At 61.3% G+C, this 20,541-nt stretch carries 9 protein-coding genes and 1 pseudogene; 4 read left to right on the top strand and 6 right to left on the bottom strand.

Going from position 1 to position 20,541, the window contains the following annotated elements:
- Positions 1–298: 298 nt before the first annotated feature.
- The 4 genes and pseudogenes from ABEH28_RS06270 to ABEH28_RS06255 form a co-directional block, all read right to left on the bottom strand.
- The gene (locus ABEH28_RS06270; RefSeq protein ID WP_192171239.1) at positions 299–1,309 is read right to left on the bottom strand and encodes a class 1 fructose-bisphosphatase; all 1,011 of its coding nucleotides are present in this window, start codon (positions 1,307–1,309) and stop codon (positions 299–301) included.
- A 367-nt stretch (positions 1,310–1,676) separates the two neighbouring features.
- A pseudogene (locus ABEH28_RS06265) lies at positions 1,677–3,077 on the bottom strand (DUF3999 domain-containing protein).
- A complete protein-coding gene (locus ABEH28_RS06260) occupies positions 3,074–5,944 on the bottom strand; it encodes a DUF2339 domain-containing protein (RefSeq protein WP_346629414.1) in 2,871 nt (956 codons plus the stop codon). Before ABEH28_RS06260 ends, ABEH28_RS06265 begins: the two are co-directional and overlap by 4 nt.
- Positions 5,945–6,319: 375 nt before the next feature.
- Positions 6,320–8,803 carry a glycogen/starch/alpha-glucan phosphorylase gene (locus ABEH28_RS06255; protein WP_346629413.1) on the bottom strand — a complete coding sequence of 828 codons (2,484 nt, stop codon included), beginning with the start codon at positions 8,801–8,803 and terminating at the stop codon, positions 6,320–6,322.
- Between the two features lie 380 nt (positions 8,804–9,183).
- Here ABEH28_RS06255 and pip point away from each other — a divergent pair, with 380 nt between their 5' ends.
- The 4 genes from pip to mdoH all read left to right on the top strand — a co-directional run bounded on the left by pip (position 9,184) and on the right by mdoH (position 15,403).
- Entirely contained in the window at positions 9,184–10,155 is a 972-nt protein-coding gene (gene pip, locus ABEH28_RS06250) for a prolyl aminopeptidase (RefSeq protein WP_122533954.1), read from the top strand.
- On the top strand, positions 10,156–10,593 hold the full coding sequence (gene dtd / locus ABEH28_RS06245; RefSeq protein WP_282369766.1) for a D-aminoacyl-tRNA deacylase: 438 nt from the start codon (positions 10,156–10,158) through the stop codon (positions 10,591–10,593).
- Between the two features lie 264 nt (positions 10,594–10,857).
- Entirely contained in the window at positions 10,858–12,813 is a 1,956-nt protein-coding gene (locus tag ABEH28_RS06240) for a glucan biosynthesis protein (protein ID WP_282369765.1), read from the top strand.
- A complete protein-coding gene (mdoH, locus tag ABEH28_RS06235; protein ID WP_346629412.1) occupies positions 12,806–15,403 on the top strand; it encodes a glucans biosynthesis glucosyltransferase MdoH in 2,598 nt (865 codons plus the stop codon). The genes ABEH28_RS06240 and mdoH overlap by 8 nt, the downstream gene beginning before the upstream one ends.
- An 88-nt stretch (positions 15,404–15,491) precedes the next feature.
- On the opposite strand, the gene ABEH28_RS06230 is transcribed toward mdoH, so the two are convergent.
- Both ABEH28_RS06230 and ABEH28_RS06225 read right to left on the bottom strand, forming a co-directional pair.
- Positions 15,492–17,435 carry a methyl-accepting chemotaxis protein gene (locus ABEH28_RS06230; protein ID WP_346629411.1) on the bottom strand — a complete coding sequence of 648 codons (1,944 nt, stop codon included), beginning with the start codon at positions 17,433–17,435 and terminating at the stop codon, positions 15,492–15,494.
- A gap of 182 nt (positions 17,436–17,617) precedes the next feature.
- Complete coding sequence (locus ABEH28_RS06225; protein ID WP_346629410.1) at positions 17,618–19,534, bottom strand: methyl-accepting chemotaxis protein; 1,917 nt, start codon at positions 19,532–19,534, stop codon at positions 17,618–17,620.
- Between the last annotated feature and the right edge of the window lie 1,007 nt (positions 19,535–20,541).

Below are 20,541 nucleotides of genomic sequence, written 5' to 3'. Positions count from 1 at the left end.
TGAATCGAGGGAGGAGAGCAGCGCCGCAGCGCCGCCCTGATGCCGCAAGCTTAGAAGAAAAAAGGGGAGGACTGGTTTCGAGGAAGAGATTTTTCCGCTCGGCCAGACAGCACGCGGTTGTGCAGCAAAAGTAAACCCTGTGGGAGTGAGCTTGCTCACGAAGACGGAATTTCAGCCGCATAAAATTTAGCGGTTGTTCTTGCCCGCCTGCGACAACAGTGAAGCGCCACCCAGGTCACTTCCACTTAACCGGGTCCTGCAGAAAAGAAATGGCCGCCAAAGGCGGCCATCCAGGACGTTACTCTTTGTGATACGCCGTTGCGCGTTCCACTTCTTCTTTCGAACCCAGGAACACCGCGACGCGCTGGTGCAGGCCTTCGGGCTGGATGTCGAGGATGCGCTGATGGCCATCGGTCGACGCGCCACCGGCTTGTTCCACTAGGAACGACATCGGGTTGGCTTCGTACATCAGGCGCAGTTTGCCCGGCTTGGAAGGCTCGCGGGAATCGCGCGGGTACATGAACAGGCCGCCACGGGTCAGGATACGGTGTACATCAGCGACCATCGCCGCGACCCAGCGCATGTTGTAGTTCTTCTTCAACGGACCGTCTTCGCCCGCCAGCAGCTCTTCGACGTAGCGCTTGACCGGGGCTTCCCAGTGACGCTGATTGGACATGTTGACCGCGAACTCCTGAGTGGACTCCGGGATCTTGATGTCTTCGTGGCTGAGGACAAAGCTGCCCATCTCGCGGTCCAGCGTGAAGCCTTTGACGCCGTCACCCAGGGTCAGCACCAGCATGGTCTGCGGGCCGTAGATGGCGTAACCGGCGGCGACTTGCTGGGTGCCTGGCTGCAGAAATGCCTTCTCGTTCAGCGCTTCGTTCTGGCTCAGGTACTCGTTCGGGCAACGCAGCACCGAGAAGATCGTGCCGACCGGCGCGTTGATGTCGATGTTGGACGAGCCGTCCAGTGGGTCGAACACCAGCAGGTAGGCGCCTTTCGGGTATTTGCCGGGGATCTGGTAGGCGTTGTCCATTTCTTCGGACGCCATGCCAGCCAGGTGACCACCCCATTCGTTGGCTTCGAGCAGAATCTCGTTGGACATCACGTCCAGTTTCTTCTGCACTTCACCCTGCACGTTTTCGGTGCCCATGCTGCCGAGCACGCCGCCCAGGGCGCCTTTGGATACCGCGTGGCTGATCTCCTTGCACGCACGCGCCACCACTTCAATCAGAAAGCGCAGATCGGCAGGGGTGTTGTTGGTGCGGGTCTGCTCGATCAGATAACGACTCAAGGTAACGCGGGACATGGAGAGCTCCGAAATGGGGGATAAAAACGCGCACAGTCTAGCGTGAGCGGAGATTTAATACTGCCTGTCAGACCGGTTAGGTAGTGATTCAGTTCACGGGCTACATCCAAGTGGGACCGGCTTTAGCCGGGAAGAGGCCAGTGTGAACACCGCAAATCTTGCAGCGTGACGACCGACGCCTTCCCGGCTGAAGCCGATCCCACAAGGGATCGTCGCACCCGGTCGCATCGGGTGTACGTTAAGCGTAACGCGATCGGGGTGACGAATTGGCGGCCATCGTCTGCAATTTTTTCGATGCCGGATCGATTCAGCGTCATCACCCCGACACTTATAATTTGGCGCCTCGGTTGGCGCGTTATTTTGCGCGTTACTTGCTACGAGACCCGCGCAGTGTGCCAAGCGCCATCCAGGCCAGAAAAACCACGCCGAGTATCAGCACGGCCCACAAACCGATGCGTTTCAGGTCGGGACCACTGGCCTCCACGGGTGCAGCCGCAGCAACCGGCGCGACCGGTGTGGAGGCCATGGACGCACTGCCCAGCGCCGCCAGTTTCTCGGGGCTGACACCGGGAATCAGCGTCGCCAGTGGCAGCGCCGCGCTTTTCACCGTGGCACTGCCGACGGCCAGGCTGTAAGGCGGCGCGCCGCGGCCGAGAAACACCAGTTGCGTGGCGCGCACGGCAAAACTCAGCGTCGGCGCGTCATTGCCCAGGCCGCCGCCACGGTCATCGACCTCAAGTTTCAGCTGCTGCACGACATTGCCCGGCAGCTCCATTTCATCCTGCACAACGTCCTGACCGTTCTGGCTGAGCCGATAAAGCAGGCCGTTGTCGATCAACTCCCACGCTGCGTTGCTGTCACGACGCCCATAGAGCGTGGCAGGCGCGAGGCTGTTGGGTTGCGCGATGTCGATCCGCATGCGTTCCAGCGGCAGGGCCACCGGCAGTTGCCACACATACACGCCCGGTTTTTCGACGCGTCCATTGATGGCCGGCGACCAGCTCAACGGCAGCACGCCGGGCCGCGTGCTGATCAGTTGCACGGCGTTCAGCGTCGGCGCGGACAGGGGCGATTTCCACAGCAGACGCAGATAGCGGGCGCTGCGCCCCGGCAGATTGACGACGCGCTGCTCAACCAACTCTTCAGCAAATGACAGCCTCGCGACCTGACCCTCGCCCCAGCGCTGCCAGTGCTGGAGGTCGTCGCTGGCCTCGATGCTGAACCGCTGAAAGCCGTCGCGCTCGCTGCTCCAGTCCAGAATCAATTGATCCAGCGGCGCGTTGATCGCGCTGGTGTCGAGCAACCAGCCGCGCAGAATCTCTTCGCCCGCCTCGATCTCGCCCTGGGGCTGCACCTCCACCAGCGTGCCGTTGGGCGTTCGCTCGACGCGGATTTTCGGCTCGGCGTCTTACGCGGCATCACTGTTGTACAGCGGGAACCACTTCACCGAGACCGGGCTTGCGTCGGCTGCACGCTGGGGCGGGCTTTGAGTGATCGCGTAGGGCTGGGCCTGGCCGTCCGCATTGAAAACGCGCACATCGTTGAGATTGCTCTGGCGCGCGTTCAACTGCACGCCGAGGGGCAATTCCAGCCGATACCAAGGCCCTTCGCCGCTGACGGTCAGGGGCGCATGGGTGGTGAAATCATCCGGCAGATCCTCCGCCTGACTGAGCGACGCCGCGCACAGCAGCGAGCCCAGCAACGGGACAAGCAGGGCAGCCTTGATGAAGAACTGACGACTCAACTGAACACTCCTTACACCCTTCATTTCGATGCCCGGTCCGCAGTACCCGCATCGGTCAAACCCTCACTTCGGGCCGGATGCCGGGGCGGCAGGGGGGCGAAATATCCCACCACCAGCAACAGAACGCCAACGCCGATGAAGGAAATGATTCGCTCCAGTCCGCCGCGATTGCTCAGCTCGACGAAGAACAGTTTGGCGACGACAACCCCAATCAGCGCGGCGCCGACGATCCACAGGTCGCGGCGGGCGCTTAGGTGGCCACCGATCATCAGCGCCAGAGCGCTCAGCGTCCAAACGATGGAAAGCCCGGCCTGTACCCGCATGGATTCAAACAGCGCATCCGGATACCAGGCCACGCCCAGCCAGTGATGCGCCGTGCGCAGGACCATGGCTGTGATCAACGCAAATAGCGATGCGCCGGCAATGACCAGCGCCGCTTTTTGAGCCCGCCCCTCGCTGACGCCCAATTGCGGGAGTTGCTGGCGGCTCCAACTGAAGATACCGGTCAGTGTGATCAGCAAGCCCAGCTCCAGCGGGTTCAGCAGCGGCAGATAGGGCAGGGGATCGGCAGCGCCTTCGCTGAACCCGTTCGCCAGCCAGAACCAGCCGAGCATCAATGCCGCCAGCGGCGCGGCGGCCCAGACACGGTATTCACGCGGATAGGCGGTGACGGGCCAGAGCCACGTGCGGGAAGCCGTCATCGCCAGCAAGTACAGGCTCGGCAGCAACGCCCAGCCCAGCCAGCGCCAAGCGTTATACGACTCTGACAACACCAGCAATCCGTAACGAAGTTGCAGCGAGAGCACGGCGATGATCAGCCAGCAGCCGATCACATGGGCTGCACTGCGCAAGCGCGGGAGCAGCAGTTTGTCGAGCCGATTCAGCGACAACAGATGAACCGCAAACACCGCGAGCCAGCCCAGCCAGCCCCAATCGGCGGCAGGGTTGTAGTAAGAGTTGAAGCTCATCAGCGCCAGCAATACCGCACTCATGGGCGTCAGCAGCGTGGACAGCTGCGCGATTCCCGCCCAGTTCAGACGCAGGGCCGCCATTGTCCACAGCCCGACACTGAAAGCGCCCAACAGCAAGAGCGTCGAGAACTCGGTCTCTCCCGGCACGTAATGGGTGCTGACGCCCACTGCCGCGGACCACCACAGCGCGCCCCAGATCAACAGCAATGGCTGCAGGAAGCGATTGCTCAACGACAAACGCAAGGTGCCTACGCGCTCGACCGTGAAGGCGCTGACCAGGCCGGCAAGCGCGATGATCAGCGGTGTCCAGAAATCGCCGTGGTTGAAGTTCGGCACAAACCAGCGGCCGACCACGCCAAGGAACGCGATCCCCGCGCCCAGTTGCAGCAGCAAGCCGAAAACCCGCGCCAGCAAGCGGTTCTGGCGCATGCCGAGCCAGAACACCGCCGCGCCTTCGACGGCCCAGGCGACCGTCGTCCATTGCGCGCTCAGGCCCAGCGGAATCGCCAGCGTGCCGAACACAACGCCCAGTGACAGGCACGTTTCGACCAGCAGCAATGCCCGACCCGGTGCGCGCCTGGCCAGGAACCGAGCAATGCCCATGTACAGCAAGCCAAGCGCCAGTGCGCTCAACGCAGCGCCGAATTCCAAATGTTTGACGAGCGCGTATTGCAGGCCGAAACCCACGATAGGCGTGCCGAACAACAGGCTGCCATCGACGTAGTGAGTCTGGCGCGCGGACCAGCGCAGGGTGGCTTCGCGGCTGTCGTCGTCGGGCCCGGCGGCATGCTCTTGCAGCTTGCGTCGGGCGAACAGCAGGCCGATGGCCAGGTACATCAGGAAGAACAGAATCAGGAAGGGTTCGGTGCTCCAGAACAGCTCGGGCGTGTACGCGTCCATGCCCCAGGCGAAGCCAATGCCGAACGTGCCGATGAAGCCGATCAGGTTCAGCGGGCGCCATGCCTTGAACCACGCGATGGCGAAAATGCCGGCGTTGAGCAGGGCGAAATAACTGAACAACGCGACATGACTCCCCTCGCCGGAGGACGTCAGCAGCGGCGCAGCAAACCCGCCCAGCGCGGCCACGCAGGCGAGGGCCAGGGAGTTTTGCGTGACGGCGAGAATGGCCGAAAACACGGTGACTGCAACCAACAGGCTGAACGCCATCCCCGTCACCAGCAGGGTGTGGACTTTCATGGCGGCGAATACGGTCAGGTACAGCACCGCGACGCCCGTCCCCTGCAGCATCAGCGCGAAGGACTCATTGCGGTGACGCAACCACCAACCCAGACCCAACAGCGCCAGGGCTGCCAACGCCACGCCGGCATAACGGGCTTCGATCGGGACGACCATGCCTTCGGTGGCGTAGCGCAGCAGAAACGCCAGGCCGAGAAACAGCAGCACCACGCCGACCCGCAGCACGGTGTTGCCACCCAGCAGCCAGTTTTTAGCGCGCAGTAAGGCGCTGTCGAAGAGGCTGTGCGGGGGAGGAGCGGGCTGGGTTGAAGCGGGCAGGGAGGCGGGCGGGTAGCTCGGGGCTGTAGGTGACGGCGCGTGCGGAGGCCGGCTCCATTCTGAGTCGCCAGCGTCCGAGGCGGCCGGTTCAAGATCCGGGAGGTCCCACAGCAGTTCCGGGCCGTCGTCTGCGATGGGCTGAACATTCAACGGCGCAGGCGCGGGCGCATCCGGCAATTGCGCGGCGGCTGAGTCCAGCTGGCTAAGGCGTTGTTGAACGGCGTTGAGGTCCAGCCGGGTTTTGGCGAGCTCGGCTTTCTGCGCAGCGGTCTCCCGCGTCAATGCACCAAGCCGGAAGCTCAAGCCTGCGGCCAGGCCAATGACCGCGCCGACAGCGCCGCCCAACAGCGACTCATCAAGAAGCGCTCCGATTACCAGACCGGCCAGCAGAAGAATCCATTGCACGCGACGACATCCCTTTTCGGCCGATTAACGGCGATGGCGAAAAGTATATCGGGCCTCAGGAAAGGGGAAACATTTTGTGTCGGGGAGGAGATCTGGGTTTAAGAGGGCGGTGAAGGGGGGCGGCGTTTTTTGGTGAGTGAAGGTAAGTCTTCGCGAGCAAGCTCGCAGGATCGAGGTGAGGTCAGGATCTTGGCCTCGCTGCCGGAATTGTGGGAGTGAGCTTGCTCACGAAGAGGGCGGTACATCCGCTAAATCACCAGCGGCTGAAATACCTATTCGCGAGCAAGCTCGCTCCCACAGGATTTGCATCTGCTTCGAAACCGAGTGCTGTGGCCGAGGTGATCGTCTCCGCTGAGGCGATCACCCCCCGCGTCCTTAATCCAGCGCGTTCCAGATTTCGGTCGCGTACTCGCGGATGGTCCGGTCCGAAGAGAACCAACCCATGCGCGCGGTGTTGAGCACCGCCGAGCGCCACCATTCTTTCGAATCGTGCCAGCGCGCTTCCACCTTGGCCTGGGCGTGCCAGTACGACTCGAAGTCCGCGCAGACGAAGAAACGGTCGTAGTTGATCAACTGATCGATCAGCCCGGCATAGCGATACGGATCATCCGGCGAGAACACCCCGCCCCGAATCGCTTGCAGCACGTCATTCAAACGCCCGGACGCCGCGATGTCCTGATGGGCGTTGAACTCACCGGCATGCTTGCGCGCTTCGACTTCCTGCGCGGTCATGCCGAAGATGAACATGTGCTCCAGGCCGACCTGCTCGCTCATCTCCACGTTGGCGCCGTCGAGGGTGCCGATGGTCAGCGCACCGTTGAGGCCGAACTTCATGTTGCTGGTGCCGGACGCTTCCAGACCTGCCGTGGAAATCTGCTCCGACAAATCCGCCGCCGGAATGATGCTTTCCGCCAGGCTGACGTTGTAGTTGGGCATGAACACCACTTTCAAACGGCCGCGCAGCGTCGGGTCATTGTTGACCGTACGCGCGATGTCGTTGGTCAGCTTGATGATCAGCTTGGCCGAGTGATAACTGGCCGCCGCCTTGCCGCCGAAGATCTTCACCCGCGGCACCCAATCGGTGCTCGGGTCGGCGCGCATGGCCTGATACAGCGCCACAGTGTGGAACAGGTTCAGCAACTGACGCTTGTACTCGTGGATGCGTTTGACCTGCACGTCAAACATCGCCTCGGGGTTAACCGAGATGCCCATGCGTTCCTGAATGATCGAGGCCAGGGCTTGTTTGCTTTGCAGGCGCTGAGCAGCGAACTCCTTCTGGAAACGTGCGTCGTCGGCCAGCGGCTCCAGTTTCAGCAGTGCGGTCTCGTGGTTGTCGAGCACCTGCTCGCCCAGCTCGTTGACCAGCATGGACGTCAGTTGCGGGTTGGACTGGAACAGCCAGCGGCGGAAGGTGATGCCGTTGGTTTTATTGTTGATGCGATCCGGGTGCAGCTTGTGCAGATGGGCGAAAACGGTTTTTCGCATCAGCTGCGTGTGCAGCGCTGACACACCGTTCACGCTGTGCGAACCGAGGAATGCCAGGTTACCCATGCGCACGCGACGGCCGTTGTCTTCTTCGATCAGCGACACGGCGCGCAGCAGGTCGAACAGTGCGGGGTCGTCTTTGAAGTCCTGGCGAACCTTGTCGATGTGCTGAGCGTTGATCATGTAAATGATCTGCATGTGGCGCGGCAACATGCGCTCCATCAGGCCGACCGACCAGGTTTCCAGCGCTTCAGGCAGCAGCGTGTGGTTGGTGTACGCCAGGGTGCCCACGGTGATGCGCCAGGCCTCGTCCCACTCCACGTCGTGCAGGTCGATCAGAACGCGCATCAGCTCTGCCACAGCGATCGACGGGTGCGTGTCGTTCATCTGGATGGCCACGTGTTCCGGCAGGCTGCTGATGCAGTAGCCCATGTTCTTATGACGGCGCAGCAAATCCTGCAGCGACGCCGAAACGAAGAAGAACTCCTGACGCAGGCGCAGTTCCTGGCCCGCTTCGGTGCTGTCGTTTGGATACAGCACACGGGAAATACTTTCTGCCCGCACCACTTCCGCCACCGCACCGACGTGGTCACCGGCGTTGAAGCGTTCCAGGTGCAGGTCTTCCACGGCGCGCGCACGCCACAGGCGCAGCGTGTTCACCGCTTTGCCGCGCCAGCCCACAACCGGGGTGTCGTACGCGATCGCGCGGACGGTTTCACCTGCGGTCCAGACCTGACGGGTTTCGCCCGAGGCATCCAGAACAGGTGCGCCGGCTGCATCAAGCAGGGGCTGGACGCTGCCGCCGAAGCCGATCTGGTAAATCACTTCAGGGCGTTCGAATTCCCACGGGTTACCGAAGTCCAGCCAGTTCTCGGTCTGCTCCTGCTGCCAGCCATCGACGATGGCCTGACGGAACAGGCCGTGCTCGTAACGAATGCCGTAGCCATGACCCGCAATGCCGAGGGTCGACATGCTTTCCATGAAGCACGCCGCCAGACGACCGAGGCCGCCGTTGCCGAGTGCAGCATCAGGCTCCAGCGAGCGGATTTGCTCAAGGTCGACGTTCAGGCCCTTCAACGCTTCGCGCGCGGTTTCGAGAATGCCCAGGTTGCTCAGGCTGTCGAACATCAGACGGCCGATCAAGAACTCGAGGGAGAGGTAATAGACGCGCTTCTTTTCCTGCCGGTAGACGTAGCGCGTGTGGTTCATCCAGCGCTCGGCCATTTTGTCGCGCGTCGCCAGGGCGATTGCCATGAACCAGTCATGATCGAAGGCATGGTCGGGGTCTTTACCGACGGCATACTCGAGTTTGTTCAGCACAGCTTCTCGGAAGGCTGCCACTTCAGCGTCACGAACGTTGGGTTCCGGAGACATCGGGTACGACCTCAAGTTGGTTTGACGATTAAATGGGTGGGTTGACTGTAGGGCGTGTCATTGGTTATTTCCTCCCGATCGGATGAAAAATACGCGGTTGCACGACCCTCGGTTCGACTCGAACAAGCTACCTCGGTTCGCCGTCAATGCACACCGGCGGCGAATATCTGGCGCTTTCCCCCTGATCTGGAGACGGCTTGCATTGATCGTTCCACTCTGACGTTGATCTTGCTCATGCCTGCTTTCAGTGGGCTTATGCCGCGTGAAACAGGGGATCACAGTTGGCCAGAATGAGGCAGACATGTTCATTCGCCGATTCGGGTTTATGATGCCCCACGGCAGATACACCGCAGCCCCTGAACCGGACTTTTGGAGCACCTATGCAGACTTTGTACCCGCAGATCAAACCTTACGCCCGGCACGATCTGGCGGTGGAAGAGCCGCATGTGCTGTATGTCGATGAAAGCGGCTCGCCAGACGGCTTGCCCGTCATCTTCATCCACGGCGGGCCGGGTTCGGGATGCGACGCACAGAGCCGCCGCTACTTCGATCCGAACCTCTACCGCATCATCACGTTCGATCAGCGCGGTTGCGGCCGGTCCATTCCTCACGCCAGCCTGGAAAACAACACCACCTGGCATCTGGTCGACGACCTCGAACGCATTCGCACTCACCTTGGCATCGACAAATGGGTGGTGTTCGGTGGCTCGTGGGGTTCGACGCTTTCCCTGGCCTACGCGCAGAAGCACCCGGATCGGGTTCACGCACTGATTTTGCGCGGCATCTTTCTGAGCCGTCCCCAGGACATCAAGTGGTTTTATCAGGAGGGTGCGAGCCGGCTGTTCCCTGATTACTGGCAGGATTACATGGCGCCGATTCCGCCGGACGAGCGCCACGACGTGCTCGGCGCATTCCACAAACGCCTCACCGGCAGTGACCAGATCGCGCAGATGCACGCCGCCAAGGCATGGTCGACGTGGGAAGGGCGCACCGCCACGTTGCGTCCGAACCCGCAGGTGGTCGATCGCTTCACCGAGCCCCATCGCGCCCTGTCCATCGCGCGCATCGAATGCCACTACTTCACCAACGGCGCGTTCCTTGAAGAAAACCAGCTGATTCGCGACATGCCGAAGATCGCCCATCTGCCGGGCATCATCGTCCATGGCCGCTACGACATGATCTGCACGCTGGACAACGCCTGGGAGCTGCATCAGGCGTGGCCGAACAGTGAGCTGCAGGTCATCCGCGACGCCGGGCACTCGGCGTCCGAACCGGGGATCACCGATGCGCTGGTGCGCGCAGCGTCAGAAGTGGCGCGCCGTTTGCTGGATCTACCCCCGGAAGAAGCATAAATGAAAGCGTTGCTGCAGCGCGTTTCCCAGGCGCGCGTCGACGTCGCCGGCGAAACCATTGGCGCGATTGATCAAGGATTAATGGTCCTGATTGGCATCGAGCCTCAAGACACGCCGACCAGCGCCGACAAGATGTTGCACAAGCTGCTTAACTACCGGGTATTCAGTGACGCCGACGCAAGGATGAATCTTTCGTTAACCGACGTTAATGGCGGGTTGTTGCTGGTCTCTCAGTTCACACTGGCGGCGGATACCAAAAGCGGGATGCGGCCGAGCTTCTCAAAAGCCGCGCCTCCGGCACTCGGTGCCGAGCTGTTTGGCTACCTGGTGACGAAGGCCAGAACGTCTCACCCGACCGTGGAAACGGGCCAGTTTGGTGCAGATATGCAGGTGCATCTGGTCAACGATGGCCCCGTGACATTTTTGCTTGAGACCTGAATGGCCAGGTCTGTTTGATGACCCCGGATTTACGCGCTTTAAACGCAATAAATAGTTTGCGTCACCTGATGCGTTGTAACGCGAGCTACTGGATAATCGCGCGCTACAAGGACGGGCCAGGGCCCGTCAAATCGGTAAAACGCAGACTGGTCCGACACCGCTTGGGGAATCATTGGCCCCTTTTGGAGTCGGAACAATGCTCGCCAACCCGGCATTTGATAGCTGGCCGTTGGTTTCTTCATCTGTTTTCGGCGAGGGTTGCTCGTGATTGTTAGTCCATGTAATGCACCAAAGAACCCGGGTGGTCGCTTGCGTAGCGCACTGCTGGCAGGGTCGGCTTTGTTTTGTCTGTTCGGCGCCAGTCAGCTGTGGGCGTTCGATCTCGACGACGTGGCGACAAAGGCCAAAGATCTGGCCGGACAGAAATTCACCGCGCCGAAGAGCAATCTTCCGGCCGAATTCCGCGACATGAAGTTCGCGGACTATCAAAAGATCCGCTTCCTGCAAGACAAAGCCGAATGGGCCAATGACAAGACTCCGTTCAAGGTGTCTTTCTACCACCAGGGCATGCACTTCGACACCCCGGTCAAGATCAACGAAGTCACCGCCAACTCCGTCAACGAGATCAAGTACGACCCGAGTCGTTTCGATTTCGGCGACGTGAAGTTCGATCCGAAGTCGACCGAGAACCTGGGCTATGCCGGTTTCCGCGTGACTTACCCGATCAACAAAGACGACAAGCAAGACGAAATCATGACCATGCTGGGCGCGAGCTACTTCCGCGTCATCGGTAAAGGTCAGGTTTATGGTCTGTCTGCGCGCGGGATGGCGATCGACACGGCCATGCCGTCGGGTGAAGAATTCCCTCGCTTCACCGAATTCTGGATCGAGAAGCCGAACCCGGATGACAACCATCTGGTCATCTTCGCCCTGCTCGACTCCCCTCGCGCCACTGGCGCGTACAAGCTGACCCTGCGTCCGGGCACCAACACACTGGTTGATGTCCAGTCGCGCATGTACCTGCGTGACAAGGTCGGCAAACTGGGCGTTGCGCCGCTGACCAGCATGTACCTGTTCGGTGCCAATCAGCCGTCGAAAGTCCTCAACTATCGTCGCGAGCTGCACGACTCCAGCGGTCTGTCGATTCAGGCCGCCAATGGCGAGTGGATCTGGCGGCCGCTGAACAACCCTAAACACCTTTCGGTCAGCAGCTTCTCTGTGGAGAACCCGCGCGGTTTCGGTCTGCTGCAACGTGGCCGCAACTTCAGCCACTACGAAGATCTGGATGACCGCTACGACAAACGTCCAAGCGCCTGGATCGAGCCGAAGGGCGACTGGGGCAAGGGCACTGTTGATCTGGTAGAGATCCCGACTGCCGATGAAACCAACGACAACATCGTTGCGTTCTGGAAGCCGGAAACCCAGCCAGAGCCGGGTCAGGCGATCGACTTCAACTATCGTCTGCACTGGACCATGGATGAAGATGCCATTCACTCGCCAGATCTGGGCTGGGTCAAGCAGACCCTGCGCTCCACTGGTGACGTGAAGCAGTCCAACCTGATTCGTCAACCGGACGGCAGCGTTGCCTACCTGGTCGATTTTGTCGGCCCGACCCTCGCCAAGCTGGGCGAAGATCCGTCGATCCGCAGTCAGGTCATCACCGACGACAACACTGATCTGGTCGAGAACAACCTGCGCTACAACCCGGTGACCAAAGGCTGGCGTCTGACGCTGCGCCTGAAGGTCAAGGATCCGGGCAAGGCGGTTGAGATGCGTGCTTATCTGCTGCGCGAAACCCCTGCTGAGCCAGGCAAAGAGCCTGCGGTGATCACAGCTGACAAGTCCGACAAGAAGCCGGCCGCCAAAGCTGATTCCAAGCCTGCTGTTGCCGCTGCCCCAGTCGTTGCTGCGCCGAAGGACGAGAAAGCTGAAATCGTTAAAACCGACGCTTTGAAGGCGGGTGATGCGAAGGAAGCCAAAGGCCCGAAAGCCGACAGCAAAGACGCCGCCAAGTCTGCCGACGCCACCAAAGTAGCGGAAGCCAAGTCGGACGAGGCCTCCAAGCCCGAAGCCGCTCTGGGCGACGCTGCCAAGGCCAACAAAGGCGTGAAAGATACCCCGCAGCCAGCGGTAGAGGCTGCATCCACCCAACAGGGGCCGGCCATGATTCAACAAGTCCTGACCGAAACCTGGAGCTACCAGTTGCCAGCCGATGAGTAATTCACACGCGGTGCCAGAGCCTTTGAATGAGTCTCTCAGCGAGTACCTGGCGCACTTGCCGATGACCGATGCGCAGCGGGCAGAACTTGCCAACTGCACCTCGTTCGCTGAGTTGCACGAACGCCTTTCGGCGCAGACCGTCGCTGATTCTGCCGAGGCCTCCCAGGCTTCGGTGGGTCGTCGCCTCACCCTGACGACCGCTGATGAACTGCGCGAAGCCGAGATGCTGAGTGTCGACGCCAGCGGGCGCGTGGTCCTGAAAGCTACGCCGCCGATTCGTCGGACCAAAGTCGTGCCGGAGCCGTGGCGGACCAACATCCTGCACCGCGGCTGGCGCCGGTTGACCGGGAAATCCAACCCGCCGCCGCCAAAGGACGATTTGCCACGGGATCTGCCGAAAGCGCGCTGGCGCACCGTCGGTTCGATCCGTCGCTACATTTTGCTGATCCTCATGCTGGGCCAGACCATCGTCGCCGGCTTCTACATGAAAGGCATCCTGCCGTACCAGGGCTGGTCGCTGGTTTCGTTTGACGAAATCAGTCATCAGACCCTGTGGCAGACCGCGGTTCAGGTCATGCCGTACGCGTTGCAGACCAGCATTCTGTTGCTGTTCGGCATTCTGTTCTGCTGGGTATCAGCGGGTTTCTGGACCGCGCTGATGGGCTTCCTCGAACTGCTCACTGGCCACGACAAGTACCGTATTTCCGGTGCCAGTGCGGGCAATGAGCCGATCGAAGCCGGTGCGCGCACTGCGCTGGTCATGCCGATCTGCAACGAAGACGTGCCTCGTGTATTCGCGGGTCTGCGGGCGACGTTCGAATCGGTTAAAGCCACGGGCGATCTGGATCGTTTCGACTTCTTCATTCTCAGCGACTCCAACGAAACCGACATCTGCGTGGCCGAGCAACAAGCCTGGCTGGACGTGTGCCGTGAGACCGGCGGTTTCGGCAAGATCTTCTATCGTCGTCGCCGCCGTCGCGTTAAGCGCAAGAGCGGTAACCTCGATGACTTCTGCCGTCGTTGGGGCGGTGAATACCGCTACATGGTCGTGCTTGACGCTGACTCGGTCATGAGTGGCGACTGCCTGACCAGCCTCGTGCGCCTGATGGAAGCGACGCCGGACGCCGGTATCATCCAGACCGCGCCACGTGCTTCGGGCATGGATACGCTGTATGCCCGCATGCAGCAGTTCGCGACTCGCGTATACGGCCCGCTGTTCACGGCCGGCCTGCACTTCTGGCAGCTGGGTGAATCCCACTACTGGGGTCACAACGCGATCATCCGCATGAAGCCATTCATCGAGCATTGCGCCCTGGCGCCGCTGCCCGGGAAGGGCGCCTTCGCCGGTGCAATTTTGTCCCACGACTTCGTCGAAGCTGCGCTGATGCGCCGTGCCGGCTGGGGCGTGTGGATTGCCTACGACCTGCCGGGCAGTTACGAAGAGCTGCCGCCGAACCTGCTGGATGAGCTCAAGCGTGACCGTCGCTGGTGCCACGGTAACCTGATGAACTTCCGCCTGTTCCTGGTGAAAGGCATGCACCCGGTACACCGTGCGGTGTTCCTGACCGGCGTGATGTCCTATCTGTCGGCGCCGTTGTGGTTCTTCTTCCTGGTGTTGTCCACTGCGTTGCTGGCGGTGAACACGCTGATGGAGCCGACCTACTTCATGGAGCCGCGTCAGCTGTATCCGTTGTGGCCACAGTGGCACCCGGAAAAAGCCGTCGCCTTGTTCTCGACGACCGTCGTGCTGTTGTTCCTGCCGAAACTGCTCAGCGTCATTCTGATCTGGGCCAAGGGCGCGACCGGCTTTGGTGGTCGCATCAAGGTTACGATGTCGATGCTGCTGGAGATGCTGTTCTCCATGCTGCTGGCGCCGGTGCGCATGATCTTCCACACCCGCTTTGTACTGGCCGCTTTCCTGGGCTGGGCAGCGACCTGGAACTCACCGCAGCGTGATGATGACTCGACGCCATGGAGCGAAGCGGTCAAGCGTCACGGCCCGCAGACGCTGCTGGGCTTTTGCTGGGCGCTGCTGGTGGCTTGGCTGAACCCGAGCTTTCTGTGGTGGCTGGTGCCGATCGTGGGTTCGTTGATGCTGTCGATCCCGGTGTCGGTGATTTCCAGCCGCACGAACCTGGGTTTGAAGGCGCGCGACACCAAGCTCTTCCTGATCCCGGAAGAGCACACGCCCCCGCAAGAGCTGGTGTCCACAGACAAGTACACCCACGAGAACCGCTGGCACGCGCTGAACGACGGCTTTGTTCGGGCCGTGGTTGATCCGCAGCAGAACGCTTTGGCCTGTGCGCTGGCGACCTCTCGCCATCGCGACGCCGAGCCGATCGAGTGGATGCGTGTCGAGCGTGTGCGTCATGCGATCAAGGGTGGCCCTGAACTCCTGAACAACCATGAGCGCCTGCAATTGCTGAGCGATCCGGTTGCACTGGCTCGGTTGCACGAACTGGTCTGGAGCGAAGGCAATTCTGCGTGGCTCAATGCCTGGCGCGCCTCGGTCGAAGCCGATCCTCATGCGCCGCTGCTGCCTCTGCAGCCAGCGACCCATGTGAACGACGCGACCCTCGTCAACGCCTGATTGACCCGCTAAACAAAACGCCGCCGAAGAGCCAATCTTCGGCGGCGTTTTTGTTTGGGGATCGGTGTTGGCGCTTCCCCGTTTCGCCTCAACTCACCCGAAATTTCCCGACCATCTCCTGCAACTGCACCCCCAGCCGCGCCAGTTCGATGCTGGAGGCAGCGGTCTCCTCGCTGGACGCGGCGGTTTGCTCGGACACATCCCGCACGTTCAGCACGCTGCGGTTGATCTGCTCCGCCACGCTGCTCTGCTCCTCGCCCGCGGCAGCGATCTGCTGGTTCATCGTCTGAATCGTCGACACCGTGCGTGTGATGTGTCCCAGGGCATCGCCGGCCTGACGACTCAGCTCGACGCTGCTGTCGGTCAGTGTTCGGCTGGCATCAAGGGTCATCACCACCTGCTGGGTGCCACTTTGCAGGGCCGCGATGAGTACTTCGATTTCTTCGGTGGATTCCTGAGTGCGTTGCGCCAGGCCGCGAACCTCATCGGCCACCACCGCAAACCCGCGTCCCGCTTCGCCTGCACGGGCGGCCTCGATGGCGGCGTTCAGTGCGAGCAGATTGGTCTGCTGCGACACTGACTTGATCACGTCGAGCACCCCGCCGATCTTGTCGCTTTCCAGTTTCAGCTTGCCCATGGCTTGGGTTGAGTTGTTGACCTCCAGCGCCAGGCGCTCGATCTGCGCGATAGCGTCGTTGACCACCTTGTCGCCGTCCCGCGCCTGCTGATCAGCGTGCCGCGCGGCTTCACTCGCTTCTTCGGCATTGCGGGCCACTTCCATCACGGTCGAGGTCATCTGGTTCATCGCCGTGGCGACGCAGTCCGTTTCGTCTTTCTGGCTGGTGACGCCCACGCTGGTCTGCGCAGTGACGGCCGACAGCTGCTCTGCCGCGCTGGCAATCTGGGTCACGCCGTCGCTGATGCCGCTGATGAGTTGCCGCAGGCTCAGGGTCATGTCCTGCATGCTGCGCTGGAGCATGCCCATTTCGTCGTGACGGCCGATTTCCAGGTCCTGACTCAGATCACCCTTGGCGATGCGCGCAGCGGCGCTCAAGGTCAGCCGTAGCGGCGCGATGATCTGCTGGGTGATCAGCCAGGCGGCCAGCAGGCCAAGCAGCATCGCCAACCCGGCCACGCCACTGAGCGTCTGCCGCGACTGAGTGGCTTCGGCATCACGCCGCTGGCCTTGCAGCGCAGTGATCTCACCGGTTGATGTCAGCAGATTCTCGCTGAGCGCCTCCATGGACTCCTGGGCCGCTTCAACCTTGACCTGGAGGTCCTTGAACTGGCCCATGTGCTCGCGGTACTTGAGCAGCGTCTTACGGGCGTTGAGCAATTCACTGACATTGCCATCGGCCTGGTCGGTGGCAATTTGTTCGACTTCCTTCAGCGCTTCGTCGATGGCGGTAATGGCGGCGACCTCGTAGGACTCCTTACCGCTGAACACGTACGCCTGGACTTCGTAACGGGCGTTCTGCACCTGGCCGCGCAACTGCTGGATGTTGGTGAACTCCCCCAGCCGCTCGCTGCTGTCCTGCTCCTGACTCACAGCCTTCAAAACCTCGCTTTCCACCTGGCCAATGGACGTGATCGCCTCTTCAGACAGAACGGCCAGTTGCGCGCGGGAATCTGCCCGCGCACTCAACAGCTTGGCCAGATCGGCGAAGGTGGCTTCGAGGGCTCGTACGGTGTCGCTCTGCCCGTTGAGTAACGTGAGGATGTCGGCCGGTGGGGCGTCGTCACGCAGGAGCACCAGATGCGCTTCGATCTCATTGATGCGGGCAACGACGCGCGAGGCGCTGTCAGCGGTGTTTTCGACCCGAAAGACAATGCGCTCGGCGCGCAGGTCCTTGGTCATCGCGTTGAGCTGGGCGATGGAGGTCAATGACTCCGAGCGCTCGATCATGGTGTCGAGCCCATGCCAGCCGGTCAGCGTGATGGCCAGGGTCAGAAGCAAAACCAGGCCGAAGCCCAGCGAGAGTTTGAGTTTGACGCTGGTGTTAGCCAGCGTCCGGTTGATGCCTTGCAGCATGATGCGTCTCCTGCGGATGAGCGATAAACGCGCATCGGCAGGGCAAGCGGAGGCGTGACCTGATCAGGTCGTAGGAGATTTCCGAGGGGCGGGAAGGGGTGACGCGTGTCACAGATTCCACCCCTGATCGGAGGTTTTGCGGCAGGTGCGTTACTGAGACGGGTGCGGATCAGGCCACTGAATCAGACCCGGAAGCGACCCACCAGCGCTTGCAGATGGCTGCCCAGTCGCGCCAGTTCGACGCTCGATGCGGCAGTTTCCTCGCTCGCGGCCGAGGTCTGTTCCGATACATCGCGCACGTTGAGCACACTGCGGTTGATCTCTTCGGCGGTGGCGCTTTGCTCCTCGGCCGCGGCAGCGATCTGCTGGTTCATGGATTGAATCGCAGACACGGTGCGGGTGATGCTTTCCAGGGAGGTGCCGGCGCGGCGGGTCAGCTCTACGCTGCTGACAGTGAGCTCGCGGCTGTTGTCCATGATCGTCGCCACCTGCCGCGTACCGTTCTGCAGGCCGGAAATCAGTTCCTCGATCTCTTCAGTGGATTTCTGAGTGCGCTGCGCCAGGCTACGCACTTCGTCCGCCACGACAGCAAATCCGCGACCAGCCTCGCCCGCCCGCGCAGCCTCGATAGCGGCGTTCAGGGCGAGGAGGTTGGTTTGCTGTGCGACGGACTTGATCACGTCGAGGACGCTGCCGATCTTGTCGCTCTCTCGCTTGAGCTCGGCCATGGCCTCGGTGGAGTGACCGACTTCGGTGGCGAGAAGCTCGATCTGGGCGATGGCCTCGTTGACCACCTTGTCGCCTTCGCGCGCCTGGAGGTCGGCAGCTACGGCGGCCTCGGACGCTTCTTCGGCGTTACGGGCGACTTCCTGCACCGTGGCGGTCATCTCGTGCATCGCCGTCGCTACCTGGTCAGTCTCGACCTTCTGGCTGTTGACGCCGGCGCTGGTCTGTTCGGTGACCGCCGACAGTTCTTCGGCAGCGCTGGCGATCTGCGTCACACCTTCGCCGATGCCGCTGATCAACTGACGAAGCTCCACGGTCATGCGCTGGATGCTGCCCTGCAACTGACCCAGCTCATCGCGGCGGTCGACGCTCAAGTTGTGGGTCAGATCACCGGACGCCACGCGCTCGACCGCCACGAGTGTCTGGCCCAGTGGCACCGTGATTTGTCGTGTGATGATCCAGGCGGCGAGAACACCGAGGATCAGGGCCACTATCGTAGCGATGCCAAGCGTCGATTGGGCCTGACGAGTGTCTGCATCACGCTTGGCGTTTTGCGAACTGTTCAATTGTTCGCTGTTGTCCAGCAGCTGCTGGCCCAGCTCGGTCATTTTGGCCAGGGCCTGAACGCTGACCAGTTGTGCGTCACGGTACTGGCCGACAGCGTCGCGGTAGCCTTTGAGCGCCAGGTTGGCCTTTTGCAGCTGCGGGATGTATTGGGAGGAAACGTCCCCGGCCAGCGTGTTCACTCCGACGATGGCTTCGTCGATGGCGGCGGTGGCGTTCTTCTCGAAATCCGCTTTGCCGCTGAAGGTGTAACCGCGCACCTGGAAGCGTGCCTGCTGAATCTGTTTGCTGACATCCACCGCGCTGTTGAATTGCAGGATGTTGTCGTGTTGGATCAACGCTTCTTCGATCTTTTTGACGACATCTACGGCTGCATCGGCCGTAGTTCCCAGATTGGCTCGGCTCGCTTCGCGGGTCTGGATGGCTTTGGTCATGTCGCCAAAGGCGCGGCGGTATTCGCCCGCGGCCTGAGCCTGAGCGTCCATCAGTTTGAGATCGCCGACACCTTTGACCATGCTCTGCGCGGTTTTCAGGTCGGCGTCGAGATTGTCCAGTGCGGTCATGACAGCCGTCGCGGCTTCAGCGGTGTATTGGGTTTCATACACCATGCGTGCCGTGCGCAGATCCATCGTCCGCTCACTGATCTGCGAGATCATCCCCAGCTTGTCGCCGCGCTCGATCAACGCCTTCACGCTAGACCACCCCGTCGCCGTGATGAGCAGCGTCAGCAATAGCACCAGGCCGAAACCGATACCCAGTTTGAGGCTGACGCTCATATTTCCAAGGCGTTGGGTAAACCAGCGAGACATGATGATTCCTGCGAATTGTAGTTATGGACGCCTGTACATCGGCCGCTGCGTGACGAACTGAAGTGTAGGGTGATGAAGGGGGCGTGGGGGTGTTGGATGGAAAATTCCCCATCGCTCTGACACCGCGTAATTCAGCCAGCCAACACTGCCCATGTGGGACTGAGCTTGCTCAGGAAGAGGCCGGGACAGTCAGCAACGTTGTCGGGTGACTGACAGTGAGCCTTCGCGAGCAAGCTCGCTCCCACGGGTTCTTCGTCGGCGGGGAGATCGGTGTCGCCATGTGCTCAAGCGCGGGTCTGTGTTCTGACACCGCGCTGTCGAGCAGCAGACACAGGACTTGTGGGAGTGAGCTTACTCACGAAGACTGCATTTCAAGCGCCGGATATTTAGCGGATGTATCGGCCCCTTCGCGAGCAAGCTCACTCCCCCAGGTTTTGCGTCTGCGGGGAGATCGGTGTCGCCATGTGCTCTAAGCGCGGGTCTGTGTTTTGACACGGCGCTGTCGAGCAGCAAACACAGGACTTGTGGGAGTGAGCTTGCTCACGAAGACTGCATTTCAAGCGCCGGGTATTTAGCGGATGTATCGGCCCCTTCGCGAGCAAGCTCGCTCCCACGGGGTCTTCATCTGCGGGGAAATCGGCGTCACGATGTTTGGTGAGCGTTGGTGTGCGTTCTGAAACCGCGCGGGGGCACAGCAAACATCGATCGTGTGGGAGTGAGCTTGCTCACGAAGACTGCATTTCAAGCGCCGGATATTTAGCGGATGTATCGGCGTCTTCGCGAGCAAGCTCCTCCCACGGGGTCTTCGTCGGCGGGGAGATCGGTGTCGCCATGTGCTCTGAGCGCGGGCCTGTGTTTTGACACCGCGCTGTCGAGCAGCAAACACAGGACTTGTGGGAGTGAGCTTGCTCACGAAGACTGCATTTCAAGCGCCGGATATTTAGCGGATGTATCGGCCCCTTCGCGAGCAAGCTCGCTCCCCACAGGTTTTGCGTCTGCGGGTAACG

It is taken from the genome of Pseudomonas sp. Ps21-P2, from assembly GCF_039672565.1.
Classification (GTDB): Bacteria; Pseudomonadota; Gammaproteobacteria; order Pseudomonadales; family Pseudomonadaceae; genus Aquipseudomonas.
Note: the sequence above shows the minus strand (reverse complement) of the source record. Positions and strands in the feature narration are given on the sequence as shown.

Coding starts and splice junctions, on each gene's coding strand:
- ABEH28_RS06270 (WP_192171239.1), bottom strand. CDS start 1,309: ATGTCCCGCGTTACCTTGAGTCGTTATCTGATCGAGCAGACCCGCACC.
- ABEH28_RS06255 (WP_346629413.1), bottom strand. CDS start 8,803: ATGTCTCCGGAACCCAACGTTCGTGACGCTGAAGTGGCAGCCTTCCGA.
- pip (WP_122533954.1), top strand. CDS start 9,184: ATGCAGACTTTGTACCCGCAGATCAAACCTTACGCCCGGCACGATCTG.
- dtd (WP_282369766.1), top strand. CDS start 10,156: ATGAAAGCGTTGCTGCAGCGCGTTTCCCAGGCGCGCGTCGACGTCGCC.
- mdoH (WP_346629412.1), top strand. CDS start 12,806: ATGAGTAATTCACACGCGGTGCCAGAGCCTTTGAATGAGTCTCTCAGC.
- ABEH28_RS06230 (WP_346629411.1), bottom strand. CDS start 17,435: ATGCTGCAAGGCATCAACCGGACGCTGGCTAACACCAGCGTCAAACTC.
- ABEH28_RS06225 (WP_346629410.1), bottom strand. CDS start 19,534: ATGTCTCGCTGGTTTACCCAACGCCTTGGAAATATGAGCGTCAGCCTC.